We start from the raw sequence: 25,163 nt of genomic DNA, 5'->3' as shown, positions 1-25,163 counted from the left end.
GATTGGGTTTGGACCCTAGACTGCGGCCTCCAAAGACTCAGGTGCATCGTGTTTGCCCAGAACTTCGCGGTCTACGGCGTCCGCAAGGTCTGGCGGCAGATGATGTGCGAGGGCTTCCCGGTCGCCCGCTGCACCATCGAGCGGCTGATGCGCGATATGGGTCTACAGGGCGTGATCAGGGGCAAGCCGGTTCGCACGACGAAGAGCGACAAGGCAGCGCCGTGCCCGCTGGATCACGTCAACCGCAGGTTCTACGCGCCAGCGTCGAACATTCTGTGGGTGTCGGATTTCATCCCGGCCTGCGCCGGGGCAGGCTTTACGTCGCGAGCCTTAAGCGGGCTTCGTCAACGTCGTCTTCGTCATCGATACCTACGCCAGGCGGATCGTGGGGGGGGGGCTAGCAGAACGGCGCATGCCAGCTTCGTCCTCGATGCCCTGGAGCAGGCTCTCCATGATCGCCGGCCGGCCCATCGGGGCGGTCTCATCCATCACAGCGACCGGGGGGCGCAATACGTGTCCATCAAGTACGCCGAGCGCCTCGCCGAAGCCGCGATAAAGCCATCGGTTGGCAGCGTAGGCGACAGCTACGACAACGCTTTGGCCGAGACGATCAACGGCCTCTACAAGGCCGAGGTGATCCACAGGCGTGGGCCGTGGCGCAGCTTTGAAGCCGTCGAATACGCCACGCTCGAATGGGTCGACTGGTTCAACCATCGCCGGCTGCTGGAGCCCATGGGCAACATCCCGCCTGCCGAAGCCGAAGAGCAATATTATGCTGCCGCGGACATCATCGATATGGCAGCGTAACTCTCAACACATGGCCTCCGGCAAACCCGGGGCGGTTCACATGATTGCCGGAGAGCACGTCACAAGGATTGCAGGCTCGCCGATGACGAGGGGATAAAGTCCCTCGTCCGCCCCAATAGGTACAAACTCTGGTGGAGTTGAAATCGTCCAACTTAATTTGGTCGGACTCTGAGGGTTTTCTAGCCAGCTCTACGCGTATCCAAGTGCGCCATGGCGCGCACCTTCAACCGCTGCGTCTGAGCCGCGGGAAAACCGTCGACCGCTTGACGATGCCATAGGCGAAGCTCGTGTCGATCGCTGCAATTCCGGCGATGGGGTGCAGTTTGGACCGCACGAAATCCTCATAGTCCTTGAGGCTGGCGACCAGCACACGCAGCAGATAGTCGTCGCTGCCGGTCATTACATAACAGTCGAGCACCGCATCCATGTCGGCGATCGCCGCCTCGAACGCGGCCACGGTCGCGTCGTCGTGCTTTTGCAGGCGGATGCGGACCAGCGCGGTGACGGGCAGGCCATAGGCTTCCTCGTCGATCACCGCCGTATAGCCGCGAATGACTCCCGCAGCCTCCAGCATCCGCAGCCGCCGCAGACAGGGGGAGGGCGACAGATTGACCTGTTCGGACAGTTCCTGGTTGGTCAGGCGACCATTGGCCTGCAACGCCGCGATGATCTGCCGATCCTTGTCGTCCAATGCCCGCCCTTTCCATGCTTGGGACCGTGCCGCCTAGCGCAAAGCGGCAGAGTCTCCAATCAGGCGGCGAGCGCCGGGGTGATCTCCGCCTGTGGGGGCGCCAGCGCCTGGTCCAGATCGGCGATGATGTCGGCGACATCCTCGATGCCGACCGACAGGCGGATAAGCCCCTCCGGGATGCCGTGCGCGGCGCGTTCCTCGGGCGTGTAGGTCGAATGAGTCATCGACGCAGGATGCTGGATCAGCGACTCCGTATCGCCCAGCGACACCGCGCGGCGGATCAGCGCCAAGCGGTTCATCATGCGCCGTCCCGCCTCCAGCCCGTCGGCCAGCTCGAACGCGATCATCGCGCCGAAACCAGGCATCTGTCGTACGGCGAGATCATGCTGTGGAAAGCTCTCCAGCCCGGGATAATGGACCTTGGCGACCCCGGCATGCCCTTCCAGATAGCTGGCGATGGCCATGGCATTGGCGCAATGCTCGGTCATGCGCAGCTTCAGCGTCTTGATCCCGCGCAGCAGCAGCATGGCGTTGAACGGCGACATCACTGCGCCGGTCAGGTCCTTCAGCCCCTGCATTCGCACCCGCGCCATGTCCTCGGCCCGCCCGACCGCGATGCCGCCGACCAGATCGCCATGCCCGCCCAGATATTTGGTCGCGGAATGGACGACGATATCCGCACCCAGCTCGATCGGCCGGGTCAGGATCGGGGTGGCATAGGTGTTGTCGACGACCAGCTTCACGTCGGCAGAGCTGGCGCCAGAGGCAGCGGCGGCGACCCGCGCGATGGCGGCGATGTCGACCAATCGCATGTTCGGGTTGGCGGGCGTCTCGAAATAGATGATCCGGGTCGCAGGCGTGATCGCGTCGGCGACCGCCTGCGGATCAGTCATGTCGACATGGTTGATGGTGATGCCGAACCGGGCCAGCCCGTCGCGCAGAAAGGCGAAGGTGCAGCCATAGAGAGTCTTGTCGGTCAGCACTTCGTCGCCCGGCGACAGGAAGGTCCACATCACCGCGCAGATCGCCCCCATGCCGGATGCGAGGGCCACCCCCGCTTCGGCCTGTTCCAGGCTGGCGCAGCGCCGCTCCAGCAGGTCGAGCGTCGGGTTGGAGATGCGCGAATAGATATGGCCCGGCGCGGCCCCCGCAAACATGTTCGCGCCCGTCTCGACCGAATCGAAAACGAAGGTGGAGGTCATGAAAAGCGGCGGCGACAGCGCGCCGTCATGGGCCGAAGGATCGTAGCCATGATGAATGGCCCGCGTCGCGATTCCACTATTCTTCTGCTCGGCCATATTGTCTCGCCTTCTATCCGCCTCTTGCCCCATGATAGCGCCGATGCGAAAGCGTTTTCGATCAAAGTCATGCAGCGGAAGTGCATCTCTGGGCAGTATCTGCCAATATTGATGCGATTTATGAGAAGGGCTGCCAATCGGGTCGATGGGGTTGGTGCCGAACGACATGGCATTCTCGAACCGCTGCCCTGAGTGCTGGCAGCGAGGCAAAGAAGCCGATGCGCATGAAGGCGAGGGTGTTCGAGGTATTGGGTGATACGCTGTCGCCAGCAGCGGCGATCGCGGTGCGAACCGCCGTGGAACGCTGCCCGCCCGAGGGAAATGCGATCATCGATCCGCGCGACGGATCGGGCAGCCCGGTCGCGGAGCCGGGGGCGGAGGAAAAGGCACCGCGCTGCGATATTAGGGCATGACACCTCGGCACCCGGTCTGATAGCCCTGTGGTCATGCCCGTTTCGGCCGCCGCCTCCGCCCGCGAGATCCTCGTTCGTCTGCACGACGTGATGGCGTCGCGCACCCCCGCCCAAGCCAAGCTGAACCAGGTGGTCCAGATCATCGGCGAGGCGATCGGCAGCGAGGTCTGTTCGATCTACCTGCTGCGCGAAGGCGTGCTGGAGCTCTTCGCGACGCGCGGCCTGGCCGAGGAGGCGGTGCACGTCACCAAGCTGGCGCTGGGCGAGGGGCTGGTCGGCACGATCGCCGAGGACGTCGAGGTGCTGAACCTTGACGAAGCGGCCAGCCATCCCGACTTCGCGTACAAGCCCGAAACCGGCGAGGACCGGTTCCACAGCTTCGCAGGCGTGCCGATCATCCGGCGCGAGCGGGCGGTGGGCGTGCTGGCGGTCCAGCATAGCGAACCGCGCAAATATGCCGATGTCGAGATCGAGGCGCTGCAGACCGTCGCGATGGTGCTGTCCGAGCTGATCGCCAATGCCGGGCTGATCGACGCGGCGGGGGCGGCGGGCACCCGGCCGCAGATGACCGCGACGATCCGCCTGTCGGGGCAGAAGCTGGTCGAGGGCATGGGCAGCGGCTTTGCTGTCTATCACCAGCCGCGTATCTTCATCGAACATACGGTGGCCGAGGATATCGATGCCGAACGCCGCCGCGTCTATGCCGCGTTCGACAAGATGCGCGAACAGATCGACCGCATGGCGCGCGAGGCCGAGTTCGGCGTCGCGGGCGAGCATGTCGAGGTCATCGAGACCTATAAGATGTTCGCTTATGACGAGGGCTGGGCGCGCCGCATCAACGAGGCGATCGACAGCGGCCTGACCGCCGAGGCGGCGATCGAGCGCGTGCAGCAGCGCACCCGCCAGCGGATGCGCCAGATCGACGATCCGCTGCTCGCCGACCGGATGCACGACTTGGAGGACCTGTCCAACCGACTGCTGCGCATCGTGTCGGGCCAGATGGGCACGGCGGCGCAGCTGGGCCTGCGCCAGGACACCATCCTGATCGCGCGCAACCTGGGTCCGGCCGAGCTGCTGGAATATGACCGGCGGCGGTTGAAGGGCGTGATCCTGGAGGAAGGGTCGCTGACCGCGCATGTCATCATCGTCGCGCGCGCCATGGGTGTGCCGGTGCTGGGCCGGGTCAGCGACGTGCGCCGCCAGATCGCGGACGGCGACCAGCTGCTGCTCGACGTGGCGGAGGGCAGCGTGCTGGTCCGCCCGACCTCGGCGATGGAGGAAGCGTTCGAGGCCAAGCTCGCGCTGCGGCAGAAGCGGCGCGCGGCCTTTGCGGCGCTGCGCGACGTGCCGCCGGTGACGAAGGACGGGCACCGCGTCACCCTGATGGTCAATGCGGGGCTTCGCGACGATGCCGCCGCGCTCGACACCACGGGCGCGGACGGGATCGGCCTGTTCCGCACCGAATTTCAGTTCCTGGTTTCGGCCACCCTGCCGCAGCGCGAGCGGCAGCAGCGGCTGTACCGCGACGTCATGGAGGCGGCGGGCGACCGTCCGGTGGTGTTCCGTACCATCGATATCGGCGGCGACAAGGCGTTGCCCTATCTCAACACCGATCCGGGCGACGAGGAGAACCCAGCCATGGGCTGGCGCGCACTGCGCTTGGCGCTGGAGCGCGATGGCCTGATGAAGGCGCAGGCGCGCGCGCTGATCGAGGCGGGGGCGGGGCGTACGCTCCACGTCATGTTCCCGATGGTGTCCGAGGCATGGGAATTCGACGAGGCCAAGGCCCTGTTCGAGGCGCAGCGCGCCTGGCTGGGGTCACGCGGGCGTCGGCTGCCCCTGGAGGTGCGGTACGGCGCGATGCTGGAAGTGCCTGCGCTCGCCGAGCAGCTCGACCTGATCCTGCCCAATGTCGACTTCCTGTCGATCGGCACCAACGACCTGACCCAGTTCCTGTTCGCCGCCGACCGTGCGAACCCGAAGCTGGCCGAGCGTTACGACTGGCTGAGCCCCTCGATCCTGCGCTTCCTGCGCCGGGTGGTTGAGCCGGCGCGTGCGGCGGGGGTACGGGTCGGCGTGTGCGGCGAGATGGGCGGGCGTCCGCTGGAAGCGATGGCGCTGATCGGGCTGGGCATCGACCGCCTGTCGATCACCCCGGCGGCGGTCGGTCCTGTCAAGGCGATGATCCGTTCGCTCGACCGGGCGGCGATCACCGAGGAGATGGCGCGGCTTCTCGCGCATCCCGTTCGCGACATGCGTGGGGCGCTTGGTGCCTGGGCTGCGACGAACGGTGTCGAATTGGCCTGATCCAGGTCCGGTGTCCGCGTTGACTTGATCCCAGCCGTCTGAAAGAACGACCGCGATCATGGGGTGGGCCATGATCGCTTCGGAGTTGAGAATGGACGAGGTCAATCCCGGCCACGATGCCGCACCGGCGGCACCTGCCCGCGCCGGTGACGTCCTGCGCACCGCGCGTGAGGCGCAGGGGCTGTCGCTGGGCGACATCGGGGCGCGTACGCGCATCCCCAGTCGTCATCTCGCGGCGATCGAGGCCTCCGATTATCAGAGCCTGCCCTCGGCAACCTATGCCGTCGGTTTCGCCAAGGCCTATGCCCGGGCGGTCGGTGCCGATGAGGTGGCGATCGCACAGGCGGTGCGCGCCGATGTCGATCGGATGGGTCGCCGCGTCGCCGAATATGTGCCGCAGGACATTGCTGATCCCGCCCGCGTGCCGTCGCGGGGCATGGCGATCATCGGCGTCGGCATCGCGTTGGCGCTGCTCGTTCTCGCCGGGCTGTGGTATGGGACCGATCTGTTCCGCCGTGACCGCACCGCGCAGGAGGTGCCCGCCGCCACCCCGCTCGCCAACGGTGCCGCGCCCGCCTCGGCCCCTGCGCCCAGCCCGACTCCGGTCGCGGCGGGCAAGGTCGTGCTGACAGCCAATGGCGAAGTCTGGCTGCGCGTCTATGACGCCGACAAGGCCACGCTGAAGATCGGCACGCTGAAGCCCGGCGAAAGCTATGAGGTGCCCGCCACCGCCAAGGGCCCGCTGTTGAATGTCGGCCGCCCCGACAAGCTGACCGTGACGCTGGACGGCAAGGCGATCCCGCCGCTCGGTGACGGATCGCGTGCGATCAAGGATGTGCGCCTCGACCCGCAGGCGATCGCCGCCCGGCTGTCGGGTGCGCCGGTCGCCACCGCCTCGCCGACGCCTGCGGCCCGATCGGCCCCGCGCGAGCGGACGGGGGCGACCCGTCGTACCGGTTCGGCCAGCGGCAGCGAGACGAGCGGTGCCGCGCCGACCGTTCCGGCGCCCGCCGCCACGTCGACGCCCGCGACCACGGCACCCGCCGACCTGTAAGTCACGGATTTTAAGGCTGGAGACAGCCGCGACAGGCTATTAACCATGGCCTTTCGCTACCACACATAGCCCACCGGGGGGTGAGACCGATGCGTAACCTGTTGCTGGCCGGCGTCGCCGCCGTGATGATCCTGCCGACCGCCGCCATGGCCCAGTCCAATGTCGAGGGCCGCGTCGGCAAGCTGGAAAGCGAAATGCGCGCGGTGCAGCGCAAGGTCTTCCCGAACGGGGCAGGCGGCTATGTCCAGCCCGAGATCACCGCGCCGCAGACCCAGGCGCAGGCTCCCGGCGTTCCGGCGTCCAGTGCGCTGACCGATCTGACTTCGCGTGTCACCTCGCTGGAAGAGCAGATGGCCACTCTGACCGGCCAGATCGAGCAGAACGGCTATCGCACCCGCCAGCTTCAGGACCAGTTCGACGCCTATAAGCGCGCGACCGAGGGGCGGCTGAAGGCGCTGGAGGCGGGCCCCGCGCCGATCGCCCCCGCCGGACAGAGCGCGCCGCTCGACACGCCCGCGCCCGCCGCGTCGGGCTCGACCCGTCCCACCAAGACTCCGGCGGCGGCCTCGGTGGTCACCGGTGACGCCGCGTCCACCGAGCCAGCGTCGGGTGGCGCGGCGGTCGAGAAGCCGTCGACCGGCGACGCGGCCGAGGACGCCTATCTCTACGGCTATCGCCTGTGGGCCGCCAAGCGCTATCCCGAGGCGGAGGCGCAGCTGAAGAAGGTGGTCGCCGACTATCCCAAGAGCCGTCGCGCCAGCTTCGCGCAGAACCTGTTGGGCCGCACCTATCTGGACTCGGGCAAGCCCAGCCTCGCCTCGATGGCCTTTTACGAGAATTACAAGAAATTCCCGGATGGCGAGCGCGCGCCCGACAGTCTTCTCTATCTCGGCCAGGCGCTGACCCGGCTCAACAAGCCCGCCGATGCCTGCAAGGTCTATGACGAACTCAGCGACGTCTATGGCGCCAAGCTGTCCGCGTCGATGAAGGCGCAGATCGCCAGTGGGCGCAGCGCGGCGAAGTGCCAGTAACGGCCGGCCTTTCCTTCCCTTTATGGGTGGGAAAGAGCGCGTATCCTGCGATCCATGACAAGGAAAACTCTTGCACTGGTGCGGGGGAAGGGCCAGAGCGCGGCCGTCCCTGACCAGTTTTGAGAGCATCATGGCCACCGATGCCACGGCCGCCGATCAGATTGCGCGTTTCACGACCGATCTGACGCTTCTTTTCGATCCGCAGACGTCCCCCGCGCCGCTGCTGTTGGCGGTGTCCGGCGGCCCGGACAGCATGGCGATGCTGACGCTGGCGGCCGCCGCCCTGCCGGGCCGGATCGCGGTGGCGACGATCGATCACGGGCTTCGCCCCGAAGCCGCCGACGAAGTGCGCATGGTCGCCGAACATTGTGCGAAGCTGGGCGTGCCGCATCAGGGCCTGCGGCCCGCGACCCCGATCGAGGGGGCGAGCATCCAGTCCCAGGCGCGCGAGGCGCGTTATGCCCTGCTCGCGGGCCATGCCCGGGCGATCGGTGCGGCGGCGATCCTGACCGCGCATCATGCCGATGACCAGGCCGAGACCTTCCTGATGCGCGCGGCGCGTGGGGCGGGGCTGTCGGGCCTGTCGGGTGTGCGGGCGCGGACGGTGATTGCGGATGCGGTCGTACTCCGCCCGCTGCTCGACTGGCGTCGGGCCGAGCTGCGCCGGATCGTACGCCGGGCAGAGGCGCCCTTTGTCGACGATCCCGCCAATCACGATCCGCGTCATGATCGCACGCGCTTCCGCCAGCTGCTCGACGGGCATGAATGGCTGGGCGTGGCGCAGCTGGCGCGCGCGGCGGCGCAGCTGGCCGAGGCGGATGGCGACCTGCGCGCGACGGTTGACTGGCTCTGGGCCGAGCGGGCGCAGATCGACGAGGATAATGTCCGCATCCAGGCCGCCGACCTGCCCCGCGAATTGGGGCGACGGCTCGCGCGCCGGGCGATCGGCACGGTCCGCGCGGCGGCGGGGATCGAGACACCCGCCTGGAGCGAAGCGAGCAATATCGAAAAGCTGCTCGAGTCGCTTGCCGCCGGTAGCCGCGCGACCCAGGCCGGGGTGATCGCCAGCGTGCGCTCCGGCGTCTGGCGCTTCCGTCCCGCCCCGCCCCGCAAGACGGGATGATCGACCGATTACAATGATCGGCCTTCTTCCCCCCTGGCCGATCACAATGATCGGTCTTGTTCCCCCCTGACTGATCACATTGATCGGTCTTGTTCCATTGCCATTAACCTCGTCATGCCTATCTTGGAGGCTGAAAGGTATCCGGCACCGATGAACGATAACGACAAGCAGCAGAGCCCCGATCCCAATGGGGGCGGCAACCCCTGGATGAAGAGCCTGCTGATCTGGGTGGGCATCCTGATGGCGCTTGCCCTGTTCGTCAGCCTGTCGGGCGCCGGGTCATCGGCGCAAAGCGGCAATCAGATCGACTATTCGACCTTCCTCGACAAGGTCGACGAGGGCACGGTGAAGACCGCGACCATCTCGCGCGAGTCGATCACGGGACAGTTGTCGTCGGGTGAGAAATTCCGCACCACGCCGGTTCCCGACTCGCAGCTGATCCCGCGCCTGCGCCAGAAGGGCGTGACGTTTACGGCCAAGACCGAGGAAGGGCCCTCGATCTGGATGCTGATGCTCTACAATTCGCTGCCGTTCGTGCTGTTCATTGGCATTGCCTTTTTCGTCCTGCGCCAAATGCAAAAGGGCGGCGGGGCCAGCGGCGCGATGGGCTTTGGCAAGAGCCGTGCGCGGATGCTGACCCAGAAGGAAGGCAAGGTGACCTTCGACGATGTGGCCGGCATCGACGAAGCCCGCGAAGAGTTGCAGGAAATCGTCGAGTTCCTGAAGGACCCGTCGAAATTTTCGCGTCTGGGCGGCAAGATTCCGAAGGGCGCGCTGCTGGTCGGTTCGCCCGGCACCGGCAAGACCCTGCTCGCCCGCGCTATCGCGGGTGAGGCGGGTGTGCCCTTCTTCACCATTTCGGGTTCGGATTTCGTCGAGATGTTCGTCGGCGTCGGCGCAAGCCGCGTGCGTGATATGTTCGAGCAGGCGAAGAAGTCCGCGCCGTGCATCGTCTTCATCGACGAGATCGATGCGGTCGGCCGTCATCGCGGCGCGGGGCTGGGCAACGGCAATGACGAGCGCGAGCAGACGCTGAACCAGCTGCTGGTCGAGATGGATGGTTTTGAGGCCAATGAAGGTATCATCATCATCGCGGCGACCAACCGCCCCGACGTGCTCGATCCCGCGCTGCTGCGTCCGGGCCGTTTCGATCGTCAGGTCGTGGTGCCGCGCCCGGATATCGACGGTCGCGTGAAGATCCTCGAAGTTCATATGAAGAAGGTGCCGCTGGCCCCCGACGTCGACTCGCGGGTCATCGCGCGCGGTACGCCGGGCTTCTCGGGTGCGGACCTGGCCAATCTGGTTAACGAGGCCGCGCTGATGGCTGCGCGCAAGGGCAAGCGCCTGGTCGCGAATGCCGAGTTCGAGGAAGCCAAGGACAAGGTCATGATGGGGGCGGAACGCCGCTCCATGGTCATGACCGAGGACGAGAAGCGGATGACCGCCTATCACGAGGCGGGCCATGCCATCGTCGCGCTGCACGAACCGGCGTCGGACCCGATCCACAAGGCGACGATCATCCCGCGCGGCCGTGCCCTGGGCATGGTTATGCGTCTGCCGGAGCGGGATTCGTACAGCTATCACCGCGACAAGATGTACGCGAACCTGGCGGTGGCCATGGGTGGTCGCGTGGCCGAGGAGATCATCTTCGGCTATGAGAAGGTGTCGAGCGGCGCCAGCGGCGACATTCAATACGCCACGGGCCTGGCGCGCGACATGGTCACCAAATGGGGCATGTCGGACAAGGTTGGCCCCGTCGAATATGCTCAGCCGGAGGGCGAGAGCTTCCTGGGCTATTCGTCCAGCCAGCCGGTGCGCATGTCCAACCAGACCGCCCAGCTGATCGACGACGAGATCAAGTCGATCGTCGAGGGCGGCCTGCACCGCGCCAAGCATGTGCTGACCGATCATGTCGACCAGCTGCACCTGCTGGCGGGCGCGCTGCTGGAGTATGAGACGCTGTCGGGTGACGAGATCAAGAAGCTGATCGCGGGCGACGATATCGGTCGCAACGACCCCAAGACGAAGGCGGTGCCGATCGCCAAGGCGGGGACGTCGATCCCGAAGACCCGCCGTGGTGCGGGGCCGTTCGGGTCACCCAGCCCGCTGGGCGCTTGACCCTTAAGCTTGAGGGTTACGAAGAGGCCGTCCCCGTGAGGGGGCGGCCTTTTTCGTGCGACCGTGCCCGGTCCTCACCCCACACTCACGATTGGGTCGCTTCCTTCACGATATCGGGTGCCTTGCACAGCCGGATATCCTGCTCGTTCAGCCCAAATTTCTTTGGCTCGGCGCAGTAGCTGGCCGCTTCGCGCGTGGGGATCATGTCGATCGGCTCGACCGATACATCGCGACGGGCAATGACCTTGGCGAGTCGCCCCAAATAGTCTTCCCAGCCATCACCGACACCCGGCTGCCCCACCAGCGACAGGGCGTCCTGACGCAGGGCCTCGGCACCCGCAAAATCTCCCTTCTGCCGCAGCAGATTCGCCGCGCGGGCGGTCAGCCAGAGCCGATCGCGCGCGCTGGTATCGGCGGGCAGATGGCGCACCCGGTCGACGAACTCGGCGGCGTAGCGCGTCCGCCGTGCCCCATTGTTCGGCCCGTCCGCGCCCTCATTCCGGCCCGGCGTCTCCGCCCATAAAGCTGCCTGCAACCAACCCAGCGCTTGCGAGTCGGGCCGCCCCAGCCGTGTCGCCAGCCAGAAGGCGCGATAGTGCGGCGTCTCGCCTTCCGCGACCAGCCGGGCATAAGCGGGCGTCACGATCAGCTTGGCCAGCGCCGCCTTGTCCGCCTCCGAAAAATCGTCGAACACCACCAGATGGTTGCCCGGGCATTCGGGCACCGGGAAGGGGAAGGGCATATAGCTGTAGGGCCGCCCGTCGGGCCGCTCGCCATAGGTGGAGTAGCTGCCCATCTGCCACCCCTCGAACGCCTCGCCGCCGATCGGGCAGGTCATCGGCCCGTTGCCGCCATGCAGCGGGGGAGGCGGCGGCGGCGCGGGCGGTAACGCGGGTTGGGCCTGCCACAGGACCCATGCGACGAACATCATGACTTTCCCTCTCCCGATGGTTCGATCGAGCCTAGCCCGACATGGTCGCCGCGCCTATGCTGCACCTGCTGGTCGCCCCGCATGTGATCCGGTCCCAAACCGGACAGGCGGCCCGATGGAGGATGGCCACCGATGACCCATGTCCCCTCGCCGGATGCGCTGCATGACCAGGCCGTGCGCATCTATGACGCCTTTACCCATGAGCATCACGACCGCCGCACGCTGTTGCGCCAGATGACCGCGCTGGCCGGATCGGCAGCGGCGGCCGAGGCGCTGATCCTGGGGCTGGCCGCCAGCCCGGCGGCGGCGGCGATCACGGATGCGCATGACGCACGGCTGCGCATCGACCGGCGCGAAGCCATGGAGGGCGGCGCACGCTCCGCCGCCTATATCGTCGGCCCCAGGGCCGCGAAGAAGCATCTCGGCTCGGTGCTGGTCATCCACGAAAATCGCGGGCTGACCCCGCATATCGAGGATGTCGCACGGCGGCTGGCGCTGGCCGGGTTCCATGCCATCGCGCCCGACCTGCTCGCGCCGCAGGGCGGGACGCCGCCCGACGAGGACCGCGCGCGGACGCTGATCGGCTTGCTCGACTATGATCTGGCGTTGAAACAGGCGCGGGGCATGATGGCCCATGCCGCCGCCGATAAGACGGGTACGGGGAAGGTCGGCGCGGTCGGCTTTTGCTGGGGCGGGGCGTTCGTCAACCGGCTGGCGGTCGCGGCGGGCCCGGCGCTCGCGGCCGGGGTCGCTTATTACGGACCCGCCCCCGATCCGGCCGAGGCAGTGAAGGTGCGCAGCCCGCTGATGCTGCATTATGCGGGCAAGGATGCGCGGGTGAATGCGACCGGTGAGCCCTGGGTCGCGGCGCTTAAGGCGGCCGGGCGCACGGTCGAGGCCTTTACCTATCCGGGTGTCGATCATGCCTTCAACAATGACAGTTCGGCCGCCCGCTATGATGCGGCGGCGGCGGGGCAGGCCTGGGAGCGGACGACGCGCTTCCTGCATCATTATCTCGACCGGGCCTGATCGCCCTTCGACCTTGGGGAGACGCTGGAATGACCGCCGACCTGACGCTCTATACCAATCCCCAGTCGCGGGGACGCATCGCGCGCTGGATGCTGGAGGAAACCGGCGCGGCCTATGACGCGGTCGTGCTGGATTATGGGACGACGATGGTCGCCGACGACTTTCGCGCGATCAATCCGATGATGAAAGTCCCCGCGATCGTGCACGGGGGACAGGTGGTGACCGAGACGGCGGCGATCTGCGCCTATCTGGCCGAGATCTTTCCCGATGCCGAACTGGCGCCGCTGCCGTCCGAGCGCGCGGCCTATTATCGCTGGCTGTTCTTCGCCGCGGGGCCGCTGGAGGCCGCCGTCACCAACAAGGCGTTCGGGGTGACGGTCACGCCCGATCAGCAGCGGATGGCGGGTTATGGCGATTTCGACCGGGCGATCGGGGTCATCGGCGATGCGGTGGCGCACTCACGCTATATCGCGGGCGACCGATTCACGGCGGCCGATGTCTATGTCGGGTCGCAGATGATGTGGTTCACCCAGTTCGGGCTGATCCCCAAGACCGACGCGATCATGGCCTATATCGGTCGGCTGCACGATCGCCCGGCGCACCGCCGTGCCACCGCGTTGGACGATGGCGTCGACGAGATCCAGCCCGACGCGTTTTGAAGACGGGCCGCTGGCTGTCGCAGCGTCAGACGGACTGGGGATGCGCGCCGCACTTTTCCTGGGCCGCGCGCAGCATGTCGAGGCCCGCGGCAATGTGATTGCCCGCCAGGGGCAGGTTCAATGCATCGGCACCTTCCATGGCGGCGCGCGCATAGGAAATGATCTGTTCCAACGTCACGGCCTTGTCCTGCATCACGGCATCCTTACTCAACCGGCCTTTTGCCCGTCACTGCATTATGGCCCATTACCGAAGCAATGGTAAATCGCGATAATATTTTTCGCGATACATGATTTGTCACAAAGACTGACCACCTGCCCCCCGATGATACGATCGAGGGGCAGGGGCAGCTTGGGTCAGCGCATCAGGACCAGCTCTTCGGCCATGGTGGGGTGGAGCGCGACGGTCGCGTCGAACTGCGCCTTGGTCAGTCCGGTCTTCACCGCGATGGCAGCGGCCTGGAGAATCTCGGGCACATCGGGGCCGATCATGTGCAGGCCCACGACACGACCGGTGTCACCGTCGCACACCATCTTGTAGAGCGACCGCTCTTCCCGGCCGGCCAGCACGTTCTTCATCGGCCGGAAGTCGGAGGTATAGACCTGCACCGACCCCAGGGTCTGGCGGGCCTGCGCCTCGGTCATGCCGACGCCTGCCATCGGCGGATGGCTGAACACGGCCGCCGGGATGCAGTCGTAATCGACGCGGGTCGGCTTGCCGCCGAACACGGTGTCGGCAAAGGCCTGTCCCTCGCGGATCGCGACGGGGGTCAGCTGGACACGGTTGGTCACGTCGCCGACCGCATAGATGCTGGGGCAGGTCGAGCGATTGTCCTCGTCCACCTTGATCGCGCCGTGATCGTCCAGCTCGACACCCGCCGTCTCCAGCCCCAGGCCATGGGTGTTGGGCAGGCGGCCGGTCGCGAACATCACTAGGTCGACGATCATCGGCTCATGGTTGGACATGGATACCTTCAGGCAACCATCGTCCATCTTCTCGATCCCCTCGAACGTCGCGTCGAAGCGGAATTCGATGCCCTTCATCATCGAAATCTGGAGCAGCCGGTCGCGGATCGTCAGGTCATAACCGCGCAGGATATCCTTGCTGCGGTTGATCAGCGTGACGTGGGCGCCGAACTGGTGGAAGACGCCCGCAAATTCGTTGGCGATATAGCCGGCGCCCGCGATCAGCACGCGCTTAGGGATCGCATCGAGATGGAACGCCTCGTTGGACGTGATGCCATGCTCGTGACCCGGGCAGGAGGGCACGGCCGGATGCGCGCCGACCGCGATCAGGATGCGCTCGGCGGTCTTCTCGGTCCCGTCGGCCAGGCGGACGCTGTTGGGGCCGGTAACGACGGCACGCTGGTCGATGATCTCGACATTATGGCTCTCGAGCGTCTTCTTATACGCGCCGTTCAGCCGGTCGACCTCGGCCAGCACATTGTCGCGCAGCGTTTCCCACGAGAATTCACATTCGCTCGGCACCTGCCAGCCGAAGCGGCGGGCATCCTTCAAATCCTCGGCGAAATGCGCGCCATAGACGAGCAGCTTCTTTGGCACACAGCCGCGAATGACGCAGGTGCCGCCGACGCGATATTCCTCGGCCACCGCCACGCGCGCGCCATGCGCCGCCGCGACCCGCGAGGCGCGCGTGCCACCCGAGCCCGCCCCGATGACGAACAGGTCATAGTCATAGTCAGCCATGGGAACGATTTCTCCGGGGGATTGGGACGACAGTCCCGCTTAAAAGCATAACGGGGGACGCCGAGCCAAGTTCAGCGTCCCCCTGACAGTGATCGGAAATTCAAATCCTCCCCGTGCCGGGGAGGAGTGTTACTCCCCAAAAGCCCGCTTGATCAGGTCCTCGGTCGAGGGATCGAAATCCTGCCCGCCCTGGTCCGCGGCCTTGGCCATTTCCTTGCCCAGCTCGACGCCGAACTGGTCGAAGCTGTTGATGCCCAGCAGCACGCCGTTCACGAACACGCGGTGCTCGTAAAAGGCGATCAGCGCGCCCAGCGTGCGCGGGTCGAGCGTGTCGAGCAGGATGGTCGAGGACGGGCGATCGCCCGAATAGCTGCGCGCGGGATCGTCGACCTTCTTGCCCTTCATCAGCGCCGCGCCCTGGGCAAAGGCGTTGAGCAGCAGCTGGCGGTGATGATCGTCGCTCAGCACATCGCCCGGCTCGATGACCGCGATGAACTCGACGGGGACGAGGTGCGTGCCCTGGTGGAGCAGCTGGAACACCGCATGCTGCGCGTCGGTGCCGACACCGCCCCAGGTGATCGCGGCAGTGGGGCGGCCGACCGGCTGGCCGTCGACGGTCACGCCCTTGCCGTTCGATTCCATCTCCAACTGCTGGAGATAGGAGGGGAGCAGGCGAAGACGCTCGTCATAGGCGAAGGGCGCGCGAGTCTCGGCATGGCGGACCTGGGTGTAATACAGGTCGGCAAAGGCGGCGAGCGCAGGCGCGTTCTGCGCCAGATCGGTCAGGCGGAAATGGCGGTCCATCTCGGCCGCGCCTTCCAGCAGTTCCTCGAATGCGTCCCAGCCCAGGCCCAGTGCGGCGGGGAAACCGATGGTCGACCAGAGCGAATAGCGGCCGCCGACCGACTCGGCGAAGGGCAGGATGCGCGTCTCGTCCACGCCCCATTCGACCGCCTTTTCCGGGTTGGCGGTCAGCGCGATGACGCGGCCATAGGGGTCCTCGACGCCATGCTCGGTCATCCACTGAAGCGCCGAGGTGGCATTCAGCATCGTCTCGGTGGTGGTGAAGGTCTTGGACGCGACGACCAGCAGCGTGGCGGCGGGATCGAAGCGCTTGAACACCTCCTCCAGCGCCATGCCGTCGACGTTCGACACGATGGCGACATCATACCGGTCGCTGTCCCGGCCCAGCGCGTCGACCAGCAGGTCGGGGCCCAGCGCCGAGCCGCCGATGCCGATGTGCAGGACATGGCGAATCGGGCCCAGTGCTTCGGCCTCGATCGCGTCGATCAGCGCGCGCATCCGGGCGTGCGAGGCGCGGGCGGTGGCGACGCTCTCGGGATTGCCCTCGCCGCGCTCGGCGGTGTGCTCGACCGCGCGGCCCTCGGTGACGTTGACGACCTCGCCGCCGAACAGCGCGTCACGCTTGGCGGCCAGCCCGCTCGCCTTGGCGAGATCGGCAAAGGCGGCAACGGCCTCGCGCGTCAGATGGGTCTTGGACCAGTCGAAATGGATACCCGCCACGTCCAGGCTGAGCGTGGCCAGCCGGTTGGGATCATTCGCGAAAAGATCGAGAAGCGGGGTCTGCGGGAGCGATTCGATCGTCGACCAGTCGGCAGCCATGATGCCTGTTCCTTCCTTGCCGTGCCCGGTGGGGCGTCATCCACGGCGTTAGACAAAGCGGACCCGCAAAGCCAAGCCTTAGATTGGTATGGTGTCGACGAAGCGCGGCCATGGGACGCGGGATGGAGCCGCATGTTTCCCGTTGGGCGGCGGGAATATCCATGTCATCTTCGCCCGCTATCGACCCAGTGGGGCGATGGATCAGAGGGAGAGAGACGATGCGTGTACGGACGGGCACGGCCCTGACGATGATTCTCGGTGGAATGGTGTCACAGATTGTCCTGGCCGCCGATCCGCAGGTCCCCATCGCTCCGTCGTCCAAATGGCAGGTCGACTATGCGCCGACCGAATGCCGCCTGATCCGTACCTTTGGCGAGGGCAAGGATCGGACGATCCTCCAGATCAGCCGCTACGACCTGCCGGATCGTCTGGAAATGCTGTTGGCGGGGCCGCATATTCCGGCCACCGAGCGTAATGTTCCGGTATCGGTCGCGACCTCGACCATGGCCGAGGTGCCGGGAATGCAGGCACAAGGGTTTGCGAGCACCGGCAGTATCCCCGCGACTTTGCGCTTCCGGCCCGATGACGACCTGCCCAAGGCGTTTCGCGGGGATATCGCGGCGGGCCGCCCCACGGTGATGCGGGTCAATTTCGCCCGCCGCTATACTATTCAGCTCGACATGGGATCGATGAAGGGCGCGATGGCGGCGCTCGACAAATGCTCGGACGACCTGATCAAGACCTGGGGCCTCGATCCCGCCCAGCAGAAGCAGTTGCGTCACGGACCGGAGCCGGTCGAGAACCCGGCCAACTGGTTCAAGCCCGGCGACTATCCCGCTGGCGCGTCGCAGATGGGCATGGCGGGCGCGGTAGTGGTGCGCCTGCTGGTCGGCCCGGACGGCAGCGTCCAGAATTGCGCGGTCGCCAAGTCGGGCGGGGACAAGGTGTTCCAGGACGCCACATGTCGCGCGGCGACTGCGCGCGCCAAGTTCAAACCCGCCATCGGCGCCGACGGCCAGCCGATTGCCTCGGTCTGGATTCGCCGGATCAACTGGAAGCCGGGCACGCCGCTCTTCATATTCAACGGCTGAGCGTGCGACGGGGCGGCCGGTCGCGCCGGACCGCCCCGCATTCCCTTACCGATGCTTCCCCGACACCGGATCGCGGACCACGCCGACATCGGCGAAGCGTTTCGGTTCGGCGGGATGGGGGGCGGGTTCGGCGAGTTCGCGTTGCCAATAGCCGACATCGATCCAGCGGCCATGCTTGTGACCGACCTCGCGAAAGACCCCGGCGCGGCGGAAGCCGACGGCTTCGTGCAGCTTGATCGAGCCGTCATTGGGTAGCGCGATGACGCCCATCGCCTGGGTGAAGCCTTGCGCGGTCAACGTGTCGACCAGCGCTTCGTAGAGCAGCCGCCCGATGCCCGAACGCTGCGACACGTCGGCGACATAGATGGTCGTCTCCACCACCCAGCGATAGGCCTCGCGCTCGCGGAAGCGGGCGGCATAGGCATAGCCGATGACGGCCTCTTCCTGCCCCTCGTCCTCGGCGTCGTCCTGGCTGCGCAGGGTGGCGACGATCCAGGGATAAAGGCCGTCCGCGCCTTCCATCCGGGCGCGCATCGTCTCGGCATCGGGCGCCTGAGTCTCGAACGACACGACACCGGCCAGCACATGCGGGGCATAGATGGCGGCGATGGCGGCGGCGTCATCGGGGCGGGCGGCGCGGATGGCGATCATGATCGGCGGGGTCTCCAGAGGCGATAGACCTGCCTAGCGCGCAGGGCGGCGGTTCGGGAAGCCCCGTTTCCCCTGGCCTTGGACGTCGCTCGCAAGGAAGAGCGACCGCCCCGCGCCTTACAACCCCAGCTTGGCGATCAGCAGGTCGAGCAGGCGCGTATCGCCCGGCTTCGCCATTGGACCCAGGCCGCCACATTCCAGGCAGCGCGCCTGGACCGAGCCGCCTTGGACCAGCCGGGTCACGTCGCCCAGCGCGCGGGCGACGACGGCGCGACGCTCGGCAGCGGCGATGGCGAAGACGTCGCCGCCCTGCTGGCCGTCATCGTCGCTCTCGAACCCTTCGGCCAGGAAGGCTGCGAAGCCCGGCTTCTTTTCCAGATATTCGGCATGCACCTTGGCCGGGTCCAGCTTGGCGCGGCGGGCCGCCTCCGCAATGGCGTCGGACAGGTTGCCGAAGCGGTCGACCAAGCCGATCTGGTGCGCGGTGCCGCCGTCCCAGACGCGGCCCTGCGCGATGGTGTCGACCTTTTCGGGCGTCATGTGGCGCGACTCGGCGACGCGGGTCAGGAACTGGCGATAGCCATTCTCGATGCCCGCCTGCAGGATGGTGTCGAGCATCGGCGTGGTGCCGCCCAGCACGTCGGGCTGGCCGGTCAGCGGCGTGGTCTTCACCCCGTCGGTGGTCACGCCGATCTTCGCCAGCGTGTTCTCGAAGGTCGGGATGATGCCGAAAATACCGATCGAGCCGGTGATCGTGCCGGGTTCGGCAAAGATCATATCGGCGGGCGTCGAGACCCAGTAACCGCCCGAGGCGGCGAGGCCACCCATCGAGACGATGACGGGCAGCTTCTGGCGCTTGGCCTCCAGGATCGCCTGGCGGATCTGTTCCGACGCCAGCACCGAGCCACCCGGCGAGGAGACACGCACGACCAGCGCCTTCAGATTCTTCTTGGCCAGCCCATCGAGCAGCGCCTTGGAAATCGTCTCGCCCGCCGCGGTGCCGGGGCCCGCCTCGCCATCGACGATCTCGCCCGCGATGGTCAGCACGCCGATCGCATCGCCCTTGGTCGGCAACGGATTGGCCTTGACCCAGGAGGCGTAGGAGATGGTGCGGAACGTGCCCGCCGGCTTGTTCGCCTCGGCGCCCGCAATCTCGGCGACGCGCTTGCCGAAGGCCAGGCGGTCACCCAGCTTGTCGACCAGCCCGGCCTTCAGGTTCGCCTCGGCGATATTGCCGTTCGCGGCCAGGATCACGCGGTCCGGCTGGGTCAGGAAAGCATCGATCTGCGCCTTGGGCCGCGCCTTGGCCACCGCCTCGCGCCACTGGGCGAACAGCGTGCCGTACAGCGCCTGCGACGCGGCGCGGGCATCGGGGCTCTGGTCGGCGCGGATATAGGGCTCGACGAACGACTTGAACTTGCCGACGCGGTAGACATGGGTCGTCACGCCCAGCTTGTCGATCAGCCCCTTATAGTAAAGCTGGTTGCCGCCCGGCCCGGTGAAGATCGTGCCGCCCAGCGGGTTGACCCAGATTTCGCTGGCATTGGCGGCCAGGCGATACGCACCGTCCGTATAGGCGGTGGCATAGGCCAGCACCGGCTTGCCGCCCTTGCGGAAGCGCGCCATCGCGTCGCCCACTTCCTGCAACGCCGCCGGATAGGCGCCGCCGAACGAATCGAGGTCGAGGACCAGCGTCTTGACCCGGCCGTCATCCTTGGCCGCATCGATCGCGCGGACCACGTCGCGCAGGCGATATTGATGCGGCGTCTTGCCGCCGGACAGCATGGCGAGGGGGGAGAGCGTCTCGGGCTGTTCGACGATCGGGCCGTCGAGCTTGAGGAGGAGCGCGCCGTCGGTGATCGCCTTGGTGCCCGGCCGGGCGTTGAGCGCGGCGAAGATCAGCCCGAAGAACAGTAGCATCGCCGCCAGGACCAGCAGGTCCTTGATCCCGACCAGCAGCTTCCAGGCACCGCGCACCAGCCGCCAGCCGCTGCGCTTGCCGGGCTTGCGCCCCGGTCGGCTGAAATCCTGGTCGAGCGGGGAAGCGGGCGGAAGGGCATCGGCGCGGGCGTCGGTCATGTGCTATCGCTACTCCAGCCGCGATGGCTGGGCAATGGTCCGTATTAGGGTCCCAATACGCACCCGGCTTTTCGCGAATTTGTTCCCGCGTATCGGGCGGCCGGTCGAAATTTTTTGGGAAGGGGCGTTGACGGCCTGAATGCCCGTTCACATATCCGGGGCGTTGGCACTCGCATGGCTCGAGTGCCAGAAAAGTGTAACACGCCAGATTAAAGGGACATGGCAATGAACTTTCGTCCGTTGCACGACCGCGTTCTCGTCCGTCGCGTCGAGGCCGAGGAAAAGACGGCTGGCGGGATCATCATCCCGGATACCGCCAAGGAAAAGCCCCAGGAGGGCGAAGTCGTCGCCGCCGGTTCGGGCGCGAAGGCCGAAGACGGCAAGGTCACGCCGCTCGACGTGAAGGCGGGCGACCGCATTCTGTTCGGCAAGTGGTCGGGCACCGAGGTCAAGGTGAACGGTGAAGACCTGCTCATCATGAAGGAATCGGATATTCTCGGCATCATCGGCTGAGACTGATCCTTCTTCCGTTTTTCTGACAATTCCAGATCGAAAGGGTAGCCACCATGGCAGCCAAGGAAGTCAAGTTTTCGCGCGACGCGCGTGAGCGCATCATGAAGGGCGTCGACATCCTCGCCGATGCCGTCAAGGTCACGCTGGGCCCGAAGGGCCGCAACGTCGTGATCGACAAGTCGTTCGGTGCCCCGCGCATCACCAAGGACGGCGTTTCGGTCGCCAAGGAAATCGAACTCAAGGACAAGTTCGAGAACATGGGCGCCCAGATGGTGCGCGAAGTGGCGTCGAAGACCAACGACATCGCCGGTGACGGCACCACCACCGCGACCGTCCTGGCCCAGGCGATCGTCCGCGAGGGCATGAAGTCGGTCGCGGCCGGCATGAACCCGATGGACCTGAAGCGCGGCATCGATATCGCCGTCGCCAAGGTGACCGAAGACATCAAGTCGCGTTCGAAGCCCGTGTCGGGTTCGTCGGAAGTGGCGCAGGTCGGCATCATCTCGGCCAATGGCGACCGTGAAGTCGGCGAGAAGATCGCCGAAGCCATGGAGAAGGTCGGCAAGGAAGGCGTGATTACCGTCGAGGAAGCGAAGGGTCTCGATTTCGAGCTCGACGTCGTCGAAGGCATGCAGTTCGACCGTGGCTATCTGTCGCCCTACTTCATCACCAACCCGGAAAAGATGACGGTCGAACTGAACGACCCGTACATCCTGATCCACGAGAAGAAGCTGTCGAACCTGCAGGCGATGCTCCCGATCCTGGAAGCCGTCGTCCAGTCGGGCCGTCCGCTCCTGATCATCGCCGAGGACATCGAGGGTGAGGCTCTGGCCACGCTCGTCGTCAACAAGCTGCGTGGCGGCCTGAAGGTCGCAGCGGTCAAGGCACCGGGCTTCGGCGATCGTCGCAAGGCGATGCTGGAAGACATCGCCATCCTGACCGCGGGCGAACTGATCTCGGAAGACCTGGGCATCAAGCTCGAGACCGTCACCGTCGGCATGCTGGGCACCGCCAAGCGCGTCACGATCGACAAGGACAACACCACCATCGTCGATGGTGCGGGTGAAGCCGACGCGATCAAGGGCCGCACCGAGGCGATCCGTGCGCAGATCGAGAACACCACCAGCGACTACGACCGCGAGAAGCTCCAGGAGCGTCTGGCCAAGCTCGCTGGCGGCGTCGCCGTGATCAAGGTCGGCGGTGCGACCGAGGTCGAGGTCAAGGAGCGCAAGGACCGCGTCGACGACGCGCTGCACGCGACCCGCGCGGCCGTCGAAGAGGGCATCGTCCCCGGCGGTGGTACGGCGCTGCTGTACGCGACCAAGGCGCTGGACGGCGTCAAGGGCGTCAACGACGACCAGACCCGTGGTATCGACATCGTTCGCAAGTCGCTGACCGCGCTGGTTCGCCAGATCGCTCAGAACGCCGGTCATGACGGTGCGGTCGTGTCGGGCAAGCTGCTCGACCAGGACGACACCTCGTTCGGCTTCAACGCGTCGACCGACACGTACGAGAACCTGGTTGCCGCCGGCGTCATCGATCCGACCAAGGTCGTGCGCACCGCGCTCCAGAACGCGGCGTCGGTTGCGGGCCTGCTGATCACCACGGAAGCCACCGTGGCCGAGCTGCCCGAAGACAAGCCCGCCATGCCCGCCGGTGGCGGCATGGGCGGCATGGGCGGCATGGACTTCTAAGTCGGATTTCGGGGACCGGTGGGGCGTTACGCCTCGCCGGGACCCGGACCGGCTGGATTTCCAGCTAACCCTGAAAGGGGCCTGGGGAGCGATCCCCGGGCCCTTTTTGCGTTTGCGGGATTCCGCCTGAGCGAAGGGAGAAGGGGAAAGAAAGCCCTCAAAAAGTCCGTTCCCCGGCGAAGGCCGGGGCCCAGTTACCACCCGGCCGATAGCGCGCCGGACAAAGCGTGGGAGGCCATAGCGAGGTAGTGGCATAGGCCTCCCACGCTATGTCCCAACCGCTTCGGAGCGCTTGGTAACTGGGCCCCGGCCTTCGCCGGGGAACGGGGGCATAGAAAAAGGCGGCCGGACCTTCGACCGACCGCCTTTCGCGTAACCAGAAGGGCCGCGCCTTACGCGCCTGCGTTCTTCAGCGCCGCCTGGACGTCCGGCCAGGTGATCGCACCCTTGAGCGGCTTGCCGTTCAGGATGAAGGTCGGGGTGCCGGTCACGGTGCCGTCGTCGCCGCGATCCTTGGTCTGCTTGGTCAGACGGTCGATCTCCAGCATGTTGCCCAGGCACTCACGTGCCTTGGCCTCGGGCAGGCCACGCTGCTTGACGAAGTTGATCAGGTCCATCTGCTCGGCCAGCGCCTTGATGACGTCGACCGGCTTGGCGTTCTGCAACGCTTTTTGCTGGTCGGGGCTCATCGCCTGCAGCTTGTCGTTGAAGCCGGTCTGCGCCTGGTACATCTGCTCCAGGATCGGGAAGAAGGTCTGTTCGCCGACGCAGATGCCGAGCAGCGCGGGCGGCAGGTCGGGTGCCCCGTGGATCAGGAACTCACGGAATTCCCAGCTGACCTTGCCCGACTTGACGTAGTTGTTCGTCAGCGGCTGGAACCCCTCGACAGCGAAGGCGCGGCAGGCCGGGCACAGGCGCGAGCCATATTCGACCAGCTTGATGGGGGCATTGGGGTTGCCCATCACATAACCCTCGGCGGTCTTGCTGACGACCTGGGTCCAGTCCTTGCCCGCAGGCGCGGGGACGGCGGCGACCGGCGCGGCCGCAGGCGCGCTGCTATTGGCGTCGCCCTTGCCGCCGCAAGCGGCGAGGGCCAGCGGTGCGCACACCGACAGGGCGAGGAGGAGGACACGAGACTTCATCGACATATGCTCCGAGGAAAAAACGGGAATTAGCGGGCGCCCGCCGCGCGCAACAGCGGCAACAGGCGGTCCCAGGAGAAGACGCCCATCGCCTGCTTGCCGTTGATGAAGAAGCCGGGCGTGCCCTCGATGGATGGCGGGGCCGAGCTGGTCATCGCGACGATGCGGTCGGTGGCGGCGCGGTCGGACAGGCAGGCGGCGAGCTGCGCATCGCTGAGCCCCGCGCTCTTGCCGATCGCGGTCAGTCCGGAACCGTCGGCGATCGCCCGCATCTGCGCGGCGGGCGGATACATGCCAATGCGCTGGCCATTGGCCTGCTCAAATTCCATGGCGCGCGCCGCCCAGCTCTTCTGTTGGGCGTAGAGCGTCTCGGTCAGGCCGACGAACTTTGCCGCACCACCGCAGCGCGCGACGAGCGAGGCGGCCAGGTCGATCCGGTTGAGCAGATAATGGCGGATTTCGATGCTGGTCGAACCCGACCGGACGAACTGCCCCTTCAGCACCGGCGCCGAACTGGTGACGAAAGCGGCGCAGTGCGGGCAGGTATAGCTGACATATTCGACCAGCTTCACCCGCGCATTCGGGTTGCCGATGACATAGGCTCCGGCTGGCGTCTGGGTGATATGCGTCGTCCAGTCGACCTTTGCCTGCGCCTGGGCGGCGTCGACCGAAGCGGCGGCGGAGAGCGAGAGGCCGAGCGCGGCCAGCGACAGGAAGAGACGCATCACGACACCTTGGGAATGCCGCGCGTCGCAGCGACGCCCGCGGCCAACGATTCGAGCACGGCGCGAAGCTCCGGGTCGGCGATCTGGCGCAGCCCGTCGCCCATTTCCGGCGGCACCGGCTGCGGCTTGGGCGGCGCGGCGCGCTTGGGCGCGGCCATCGGAAGCTCACCCTGCCGGATCTGGAGCCGCGCGACCGCCGGATAGCCGAAGAAGCGATTTACCCGCTCGATGATCTCGGGTGCGATATGCTGCATCATCGGCGCGTGGGCGCCGCGCACGACCAGGGTCAGCACGCCGTTCTGCTTCTCGCCCTGGGGAAAGCGAATCGATTCGGGCGCGCTGGCGGTCGACAGGCGCGGGCCGACGATATCGGGCCAGCGGCTGACGATGGCGCTCTGCACGAAACCGAAGCGGCGAAAGGCCGCGCCGCCGATGGCGGGCAGCAGTTCGGATACCGCGCGGGGGCGGTTGGAACGGGGG

General features: G+C 66.5%; 22 protein-coding genes and 1 pseudogene. 12 read left to right on the top strand and 11 right to left on the bottom strand.

The features are described from left to right. A pseudogene (locus SB4_RS10980) lies at window positions 1-807 on the top strand (IS3 family transposase); the annotation flags it as partial. 223 nt (window positions 808-1,030) lie between these two features. On the opposite strand, the gene SB4_RS10975 reads toward SB4_RS10980, so the two are convergent. After that, entirely contained in the window at window positions 1,031-1,498 is a 468-nt protein-coding gene (locus SB4_RS10975) for an Lrp/AsnC family transcriptional regulator (protein ID WP_058716141.1), read from the bottom strand. A 59-nt stretch (window positions 1,499-1,557) separates the two neighbouring features. Further along, entirely contained in the window at window positions 1,558-2,796 is a 1,239-nt protein-coding gene (locus SB4_RS10970) for a methionine gamma-lyase (protein ID WP_058752590.1), read from the bottom strand. A gap of 224 nt (window positions 2,797-3,020) precedes the next feature. Here SB4_RS10970 and SB4_RS10965 point away from each other — a divergent pair, with 224 nt between their 5' ends. The 6 genes from SB4_RS10965 to ftsH all read left to right on the top strand — a co-directional run bounded on the left by SB4_RS10965 (window position 3,021) and on the right by ftsH (window position 10,842). Further along, window positions 3,021-3,209, top strand: a complete 189-nt coding sequence (locus SB4_RS10965; RefSeq protein WP_153006181.1) for a hypothetical protein — start codon at window positions 3,021-3,023, stop codon at window positions 3,207-3,209. A gap of 33 nt (window positions 3,210-3,242) precedes the next feature. Further along, window positions 3,243-5,516 carry a phosphoenolpyruvate--protein phosphotransferase gene (gene ptsP, locus SB4_RS10960; RefSeq protein WP_058752588.1) on the top strand — a complete coding sequence of 758 codons (2,274 nt, stop codon included), beginning with the start codon at window positions 3,243-3,245 and terminating at the stop codon, window positions 5,514-5,516. Between the two features lie 70 nt (window positions 5,517-5,586). Next, window positions 5,587-6,570, top strand: coding sequence for a helix-turn-helix domain-containing protein (locus tag SB4_RS10955; protein WP_193753797.1), 984 nt, complete (start codon window positions 5,587-5,589; stop codon window positions 6,568-6,570). Between the two features lie 89 nt (window positions 6,571-6,659). Next, window positions 6,660-7,601: a tetratricopeptide repeat protein gene (locus SB4_RS10950; protein ID WP_058752586.1), complete on the top strand. Its 942-nt coding sequence runs from the start codon at window positions 6,660-6,662 to the stop codon at window positions 7,599-7,601. 130 nt (window positions 7,602-7,731) lie between these two features. Next, a complete protein-coding gene (tilS, locus tag SB4_RS10945; RefSeq protein WP_058752585.1) occupies window positions 7,732-8,724 on the top strand; it encodes a tRNA lysidine(34) synthetase TilS in 993 nt (330 codons plus the stop codon). Window positions 8,725-8,874: 150 nt separating this feature from the next. Continuing rightward, window positions 8,875-10,842 carry an ATP-dependent zinc metalloprotease FtsH gene (gene ftsH / locus SB4_RS10940; protein ID WP_058716148.1) on the top strand — a complete coding sequence of 656 codons (1,968 nt, stop codon included), beginning with the start codon at window positions 8,875-8,877 and terminating at the stop codon, window positions 10,840-10,842. Between the two features lie 85 nt (window positions 10,843-10,927). Here the strand turns inward: ftsH and SB4_RS10935 are convergent, their stop codons facing one another. Further along, window positions 10,928-11,773, bottom strand: a complete 846-nt coding sequence (locus tag SB4_RS10935; RefSeq protein WP_058752584.1) for a hypothetical protein — start codon at window positions 11,771-11,773, stop codon at window positions 10,928-10,930. A gap of 132 nt (window positions 11,774-11,905) precedes the next feature. Here SB4_RS10935 and SB4_RS10930 point away from each other — a divergent pair, with 132 nt between their 5' ends. Further along, on the top strand, window positions 11,906-12,802 hold the full coding sequence (locus SB4_RS10930; RefSeq protein ID WP_058752583.1) for a dienelactone hydrolase family protein: 897 nt from the start codon (window positions 11,906-11,908) through the stop codon (window positions 12,800-12,802). A 29-nt stretch (window positions 12,803-12,831) separates the two neighbouring features. Beyond that, a complete protein-coding gene (locus tag SB4_RS10925) occupies window positions 12,832-13,461 on the top strand; it encodes a glutathione S-transferase family protein (RefSeq protein ID WP_058752582.1) in 630 nt (209 codons plus the stop codon). Between the two features lie 25 nt (window positions 13,462-13,486). Here the strand turns inward: SB4_RS10925 and SB4_RS20010 are convergent, their stop codons facing one another. The 3 genes from SB4_RS20010 to pgi form a co-directional block, all read right to left on the bottom strand. Then, window positions 13,487-13,654: a hypothetical protein gene (locus SB4_RS20010; RefSeq protein ID WP_193753796.1), complete on the bottom strand. Its 168-nt coding sequence runs from the start codon at window positions 13,652-13,654 to the stop codon at window positions 13,487-13,489. 161 nt (window positions 13,655-13,815) lie between these two features. Further along, on the bottom strand, window positions 13,816-15,165 hold the full coding sequence (gene gor / locus SB4_RS10920) for a glutathione-disulfide reductase (protein WP_058752581.1): 1,350 nt from the start codon (window positions 15,163-15,165) through the stop codon (window positions 13,816-13,818). 129 nt (window positions 15,166-15,294) lie between these two features. After that, window positions 15,295-16,788 carry a glucose-6-phosphate isomerase gene (pgi, locus tag SB4_RS10915; protein ID WP_058752580.1) on the bottom strand — a complete coding sequence of 498 codons (1,494 nt, stop codon included), beginning with the start codon at window positions 16,786-16,788 and terminating at the stop codon, window positions 15,295-15,297. A gap of 218 nt (window positions 16,789-17,006) precedes the next feature. Here pgi and SB4_RS10910 point away from each other — a divergent pair, with 218 nt between their 5' ends. Next, window positions 17,007-17,879: a TonB family protein gene (locus tag SB4_RS10910; protein ID WP_058752579.1), complete on the top strand. Its 873-nt coding sequence runs from the start codon at window positions 17,007-17,009 to the stop codon at window positions 17,877-17,879. Between the two features lie 45 nt (window positions 17,880-17,924). Here SB4_RS10910 and SB4_RS10905 read toward each other — a convergent pair whose 3' ends face one another. Together SB4_RS10905 and sppA are read right to left on the bottom strand one after the other, a co-directional pair. Beyond that, window positions 17,925-18,530: a GNAT family N-acetyltransferase gene (locus tag SB4_RS10905; protein ID WP_058752578.1), complete on the bottom strand. Its 606-nt coding sequence runs from the start codon at window positions 18,528-18,530 to the stop codon at window positions 17,925-17,927. Window positions 18,531-18,647: 117 nt separating this feature from the next. Next, a complete protein-coding gene (gene sppA / locus SB4_RS10900; protein ID WP_082670118.1) occupies window positions 18,648-20,609 on the bottom strand; it encodes a signal peptide peptidase SppA in 1,962 nt (653 codons plus the stop codon). Between the two features lie 225 nt (window positions 20,610-20,834). Here sppA and groES point away from each other — a divergent pair, with 225 nt between their 5' ends. Together groES and groL are read left to right on the top strand one after the other, a co-directional pair. After that, window positions 20,835-21,122, top strand: coding sequence for a co-chaperone GroES (gene groES, locus SB4_RS10895; protein WP_042484184.1), 288 nt, complete (start codon window positions 20,835-20,837; stop codon window positions 21,120-21,122). A 53-nt stretch (window positions 21,123-21,175) separates the two neighbouring features. After that, window positions 21,176-22,816, top strand: a complete 1,641-nt coding sequence (gene groL / locus SB4_RS10890; RefSeq protein WP_058717392.1) for a chaperonin GroEL — start codon at window positions 21,176-21,178, stop codon at window positions 22,814-22,816. Window positions 22,817-23,208: 392 nt separating this feature from the next. Here the strand turns inward: groL and SB4_RS10885 are convergent, their stop codons facing one another. The 3 genes from SB4_RS10885 to SB4_RS10875 form a co-directional block, all read right to left on the bottom strand. Next, window positions 23,209-23,958, bottom strand: coding sequence for a DsbA family protein (locus SB4_RS10885; RefSeq protein ID WP_058752591.1), 750 nt, complete (start codon window positions 23,956-23,958; stop codon window positions 23,209-23,211). Between the two features lie 29 nt (window positions 23,959-23,987). Further along, complete coding sequence (locus SB4_RS10880; RefSeq protein WP_058752577.1) at window positions 23,988-24,683, bottom strand: thioredoxin domain-containing protein; 696 nt, start codon at window positions 24,681-24,683, stop codon at window positions 23,988-23,990. Further along, window positions 24,683-25,163, bottom strand: a 481-nt coding sequence (locus SB4_RS10875; protein ID WP_058752576.1) for a DUF721 domain-containing protein, incomplete at its 5' end; no start/stop codon positions are given. The genes SB4_RS10875 and SB4_RS10880, both read right to left, overlap by 1 nt.

Source organism: Sphingomonas sanguinis, from assembly GCF_001476905.1.
GTDB classification, from domain to species: domain Bacteria; phylum Pseudomonadota; class Alphaproteobacteria; order Sphingomonadales; family Sphingomonadaceae; genus Sphingomonas; species Sphingomonas sanguinis_B.
Note: the sequence above shows the minus strand (reverse complement) of the source record. Positions and strands in the feature narration are given on the sequence as shown.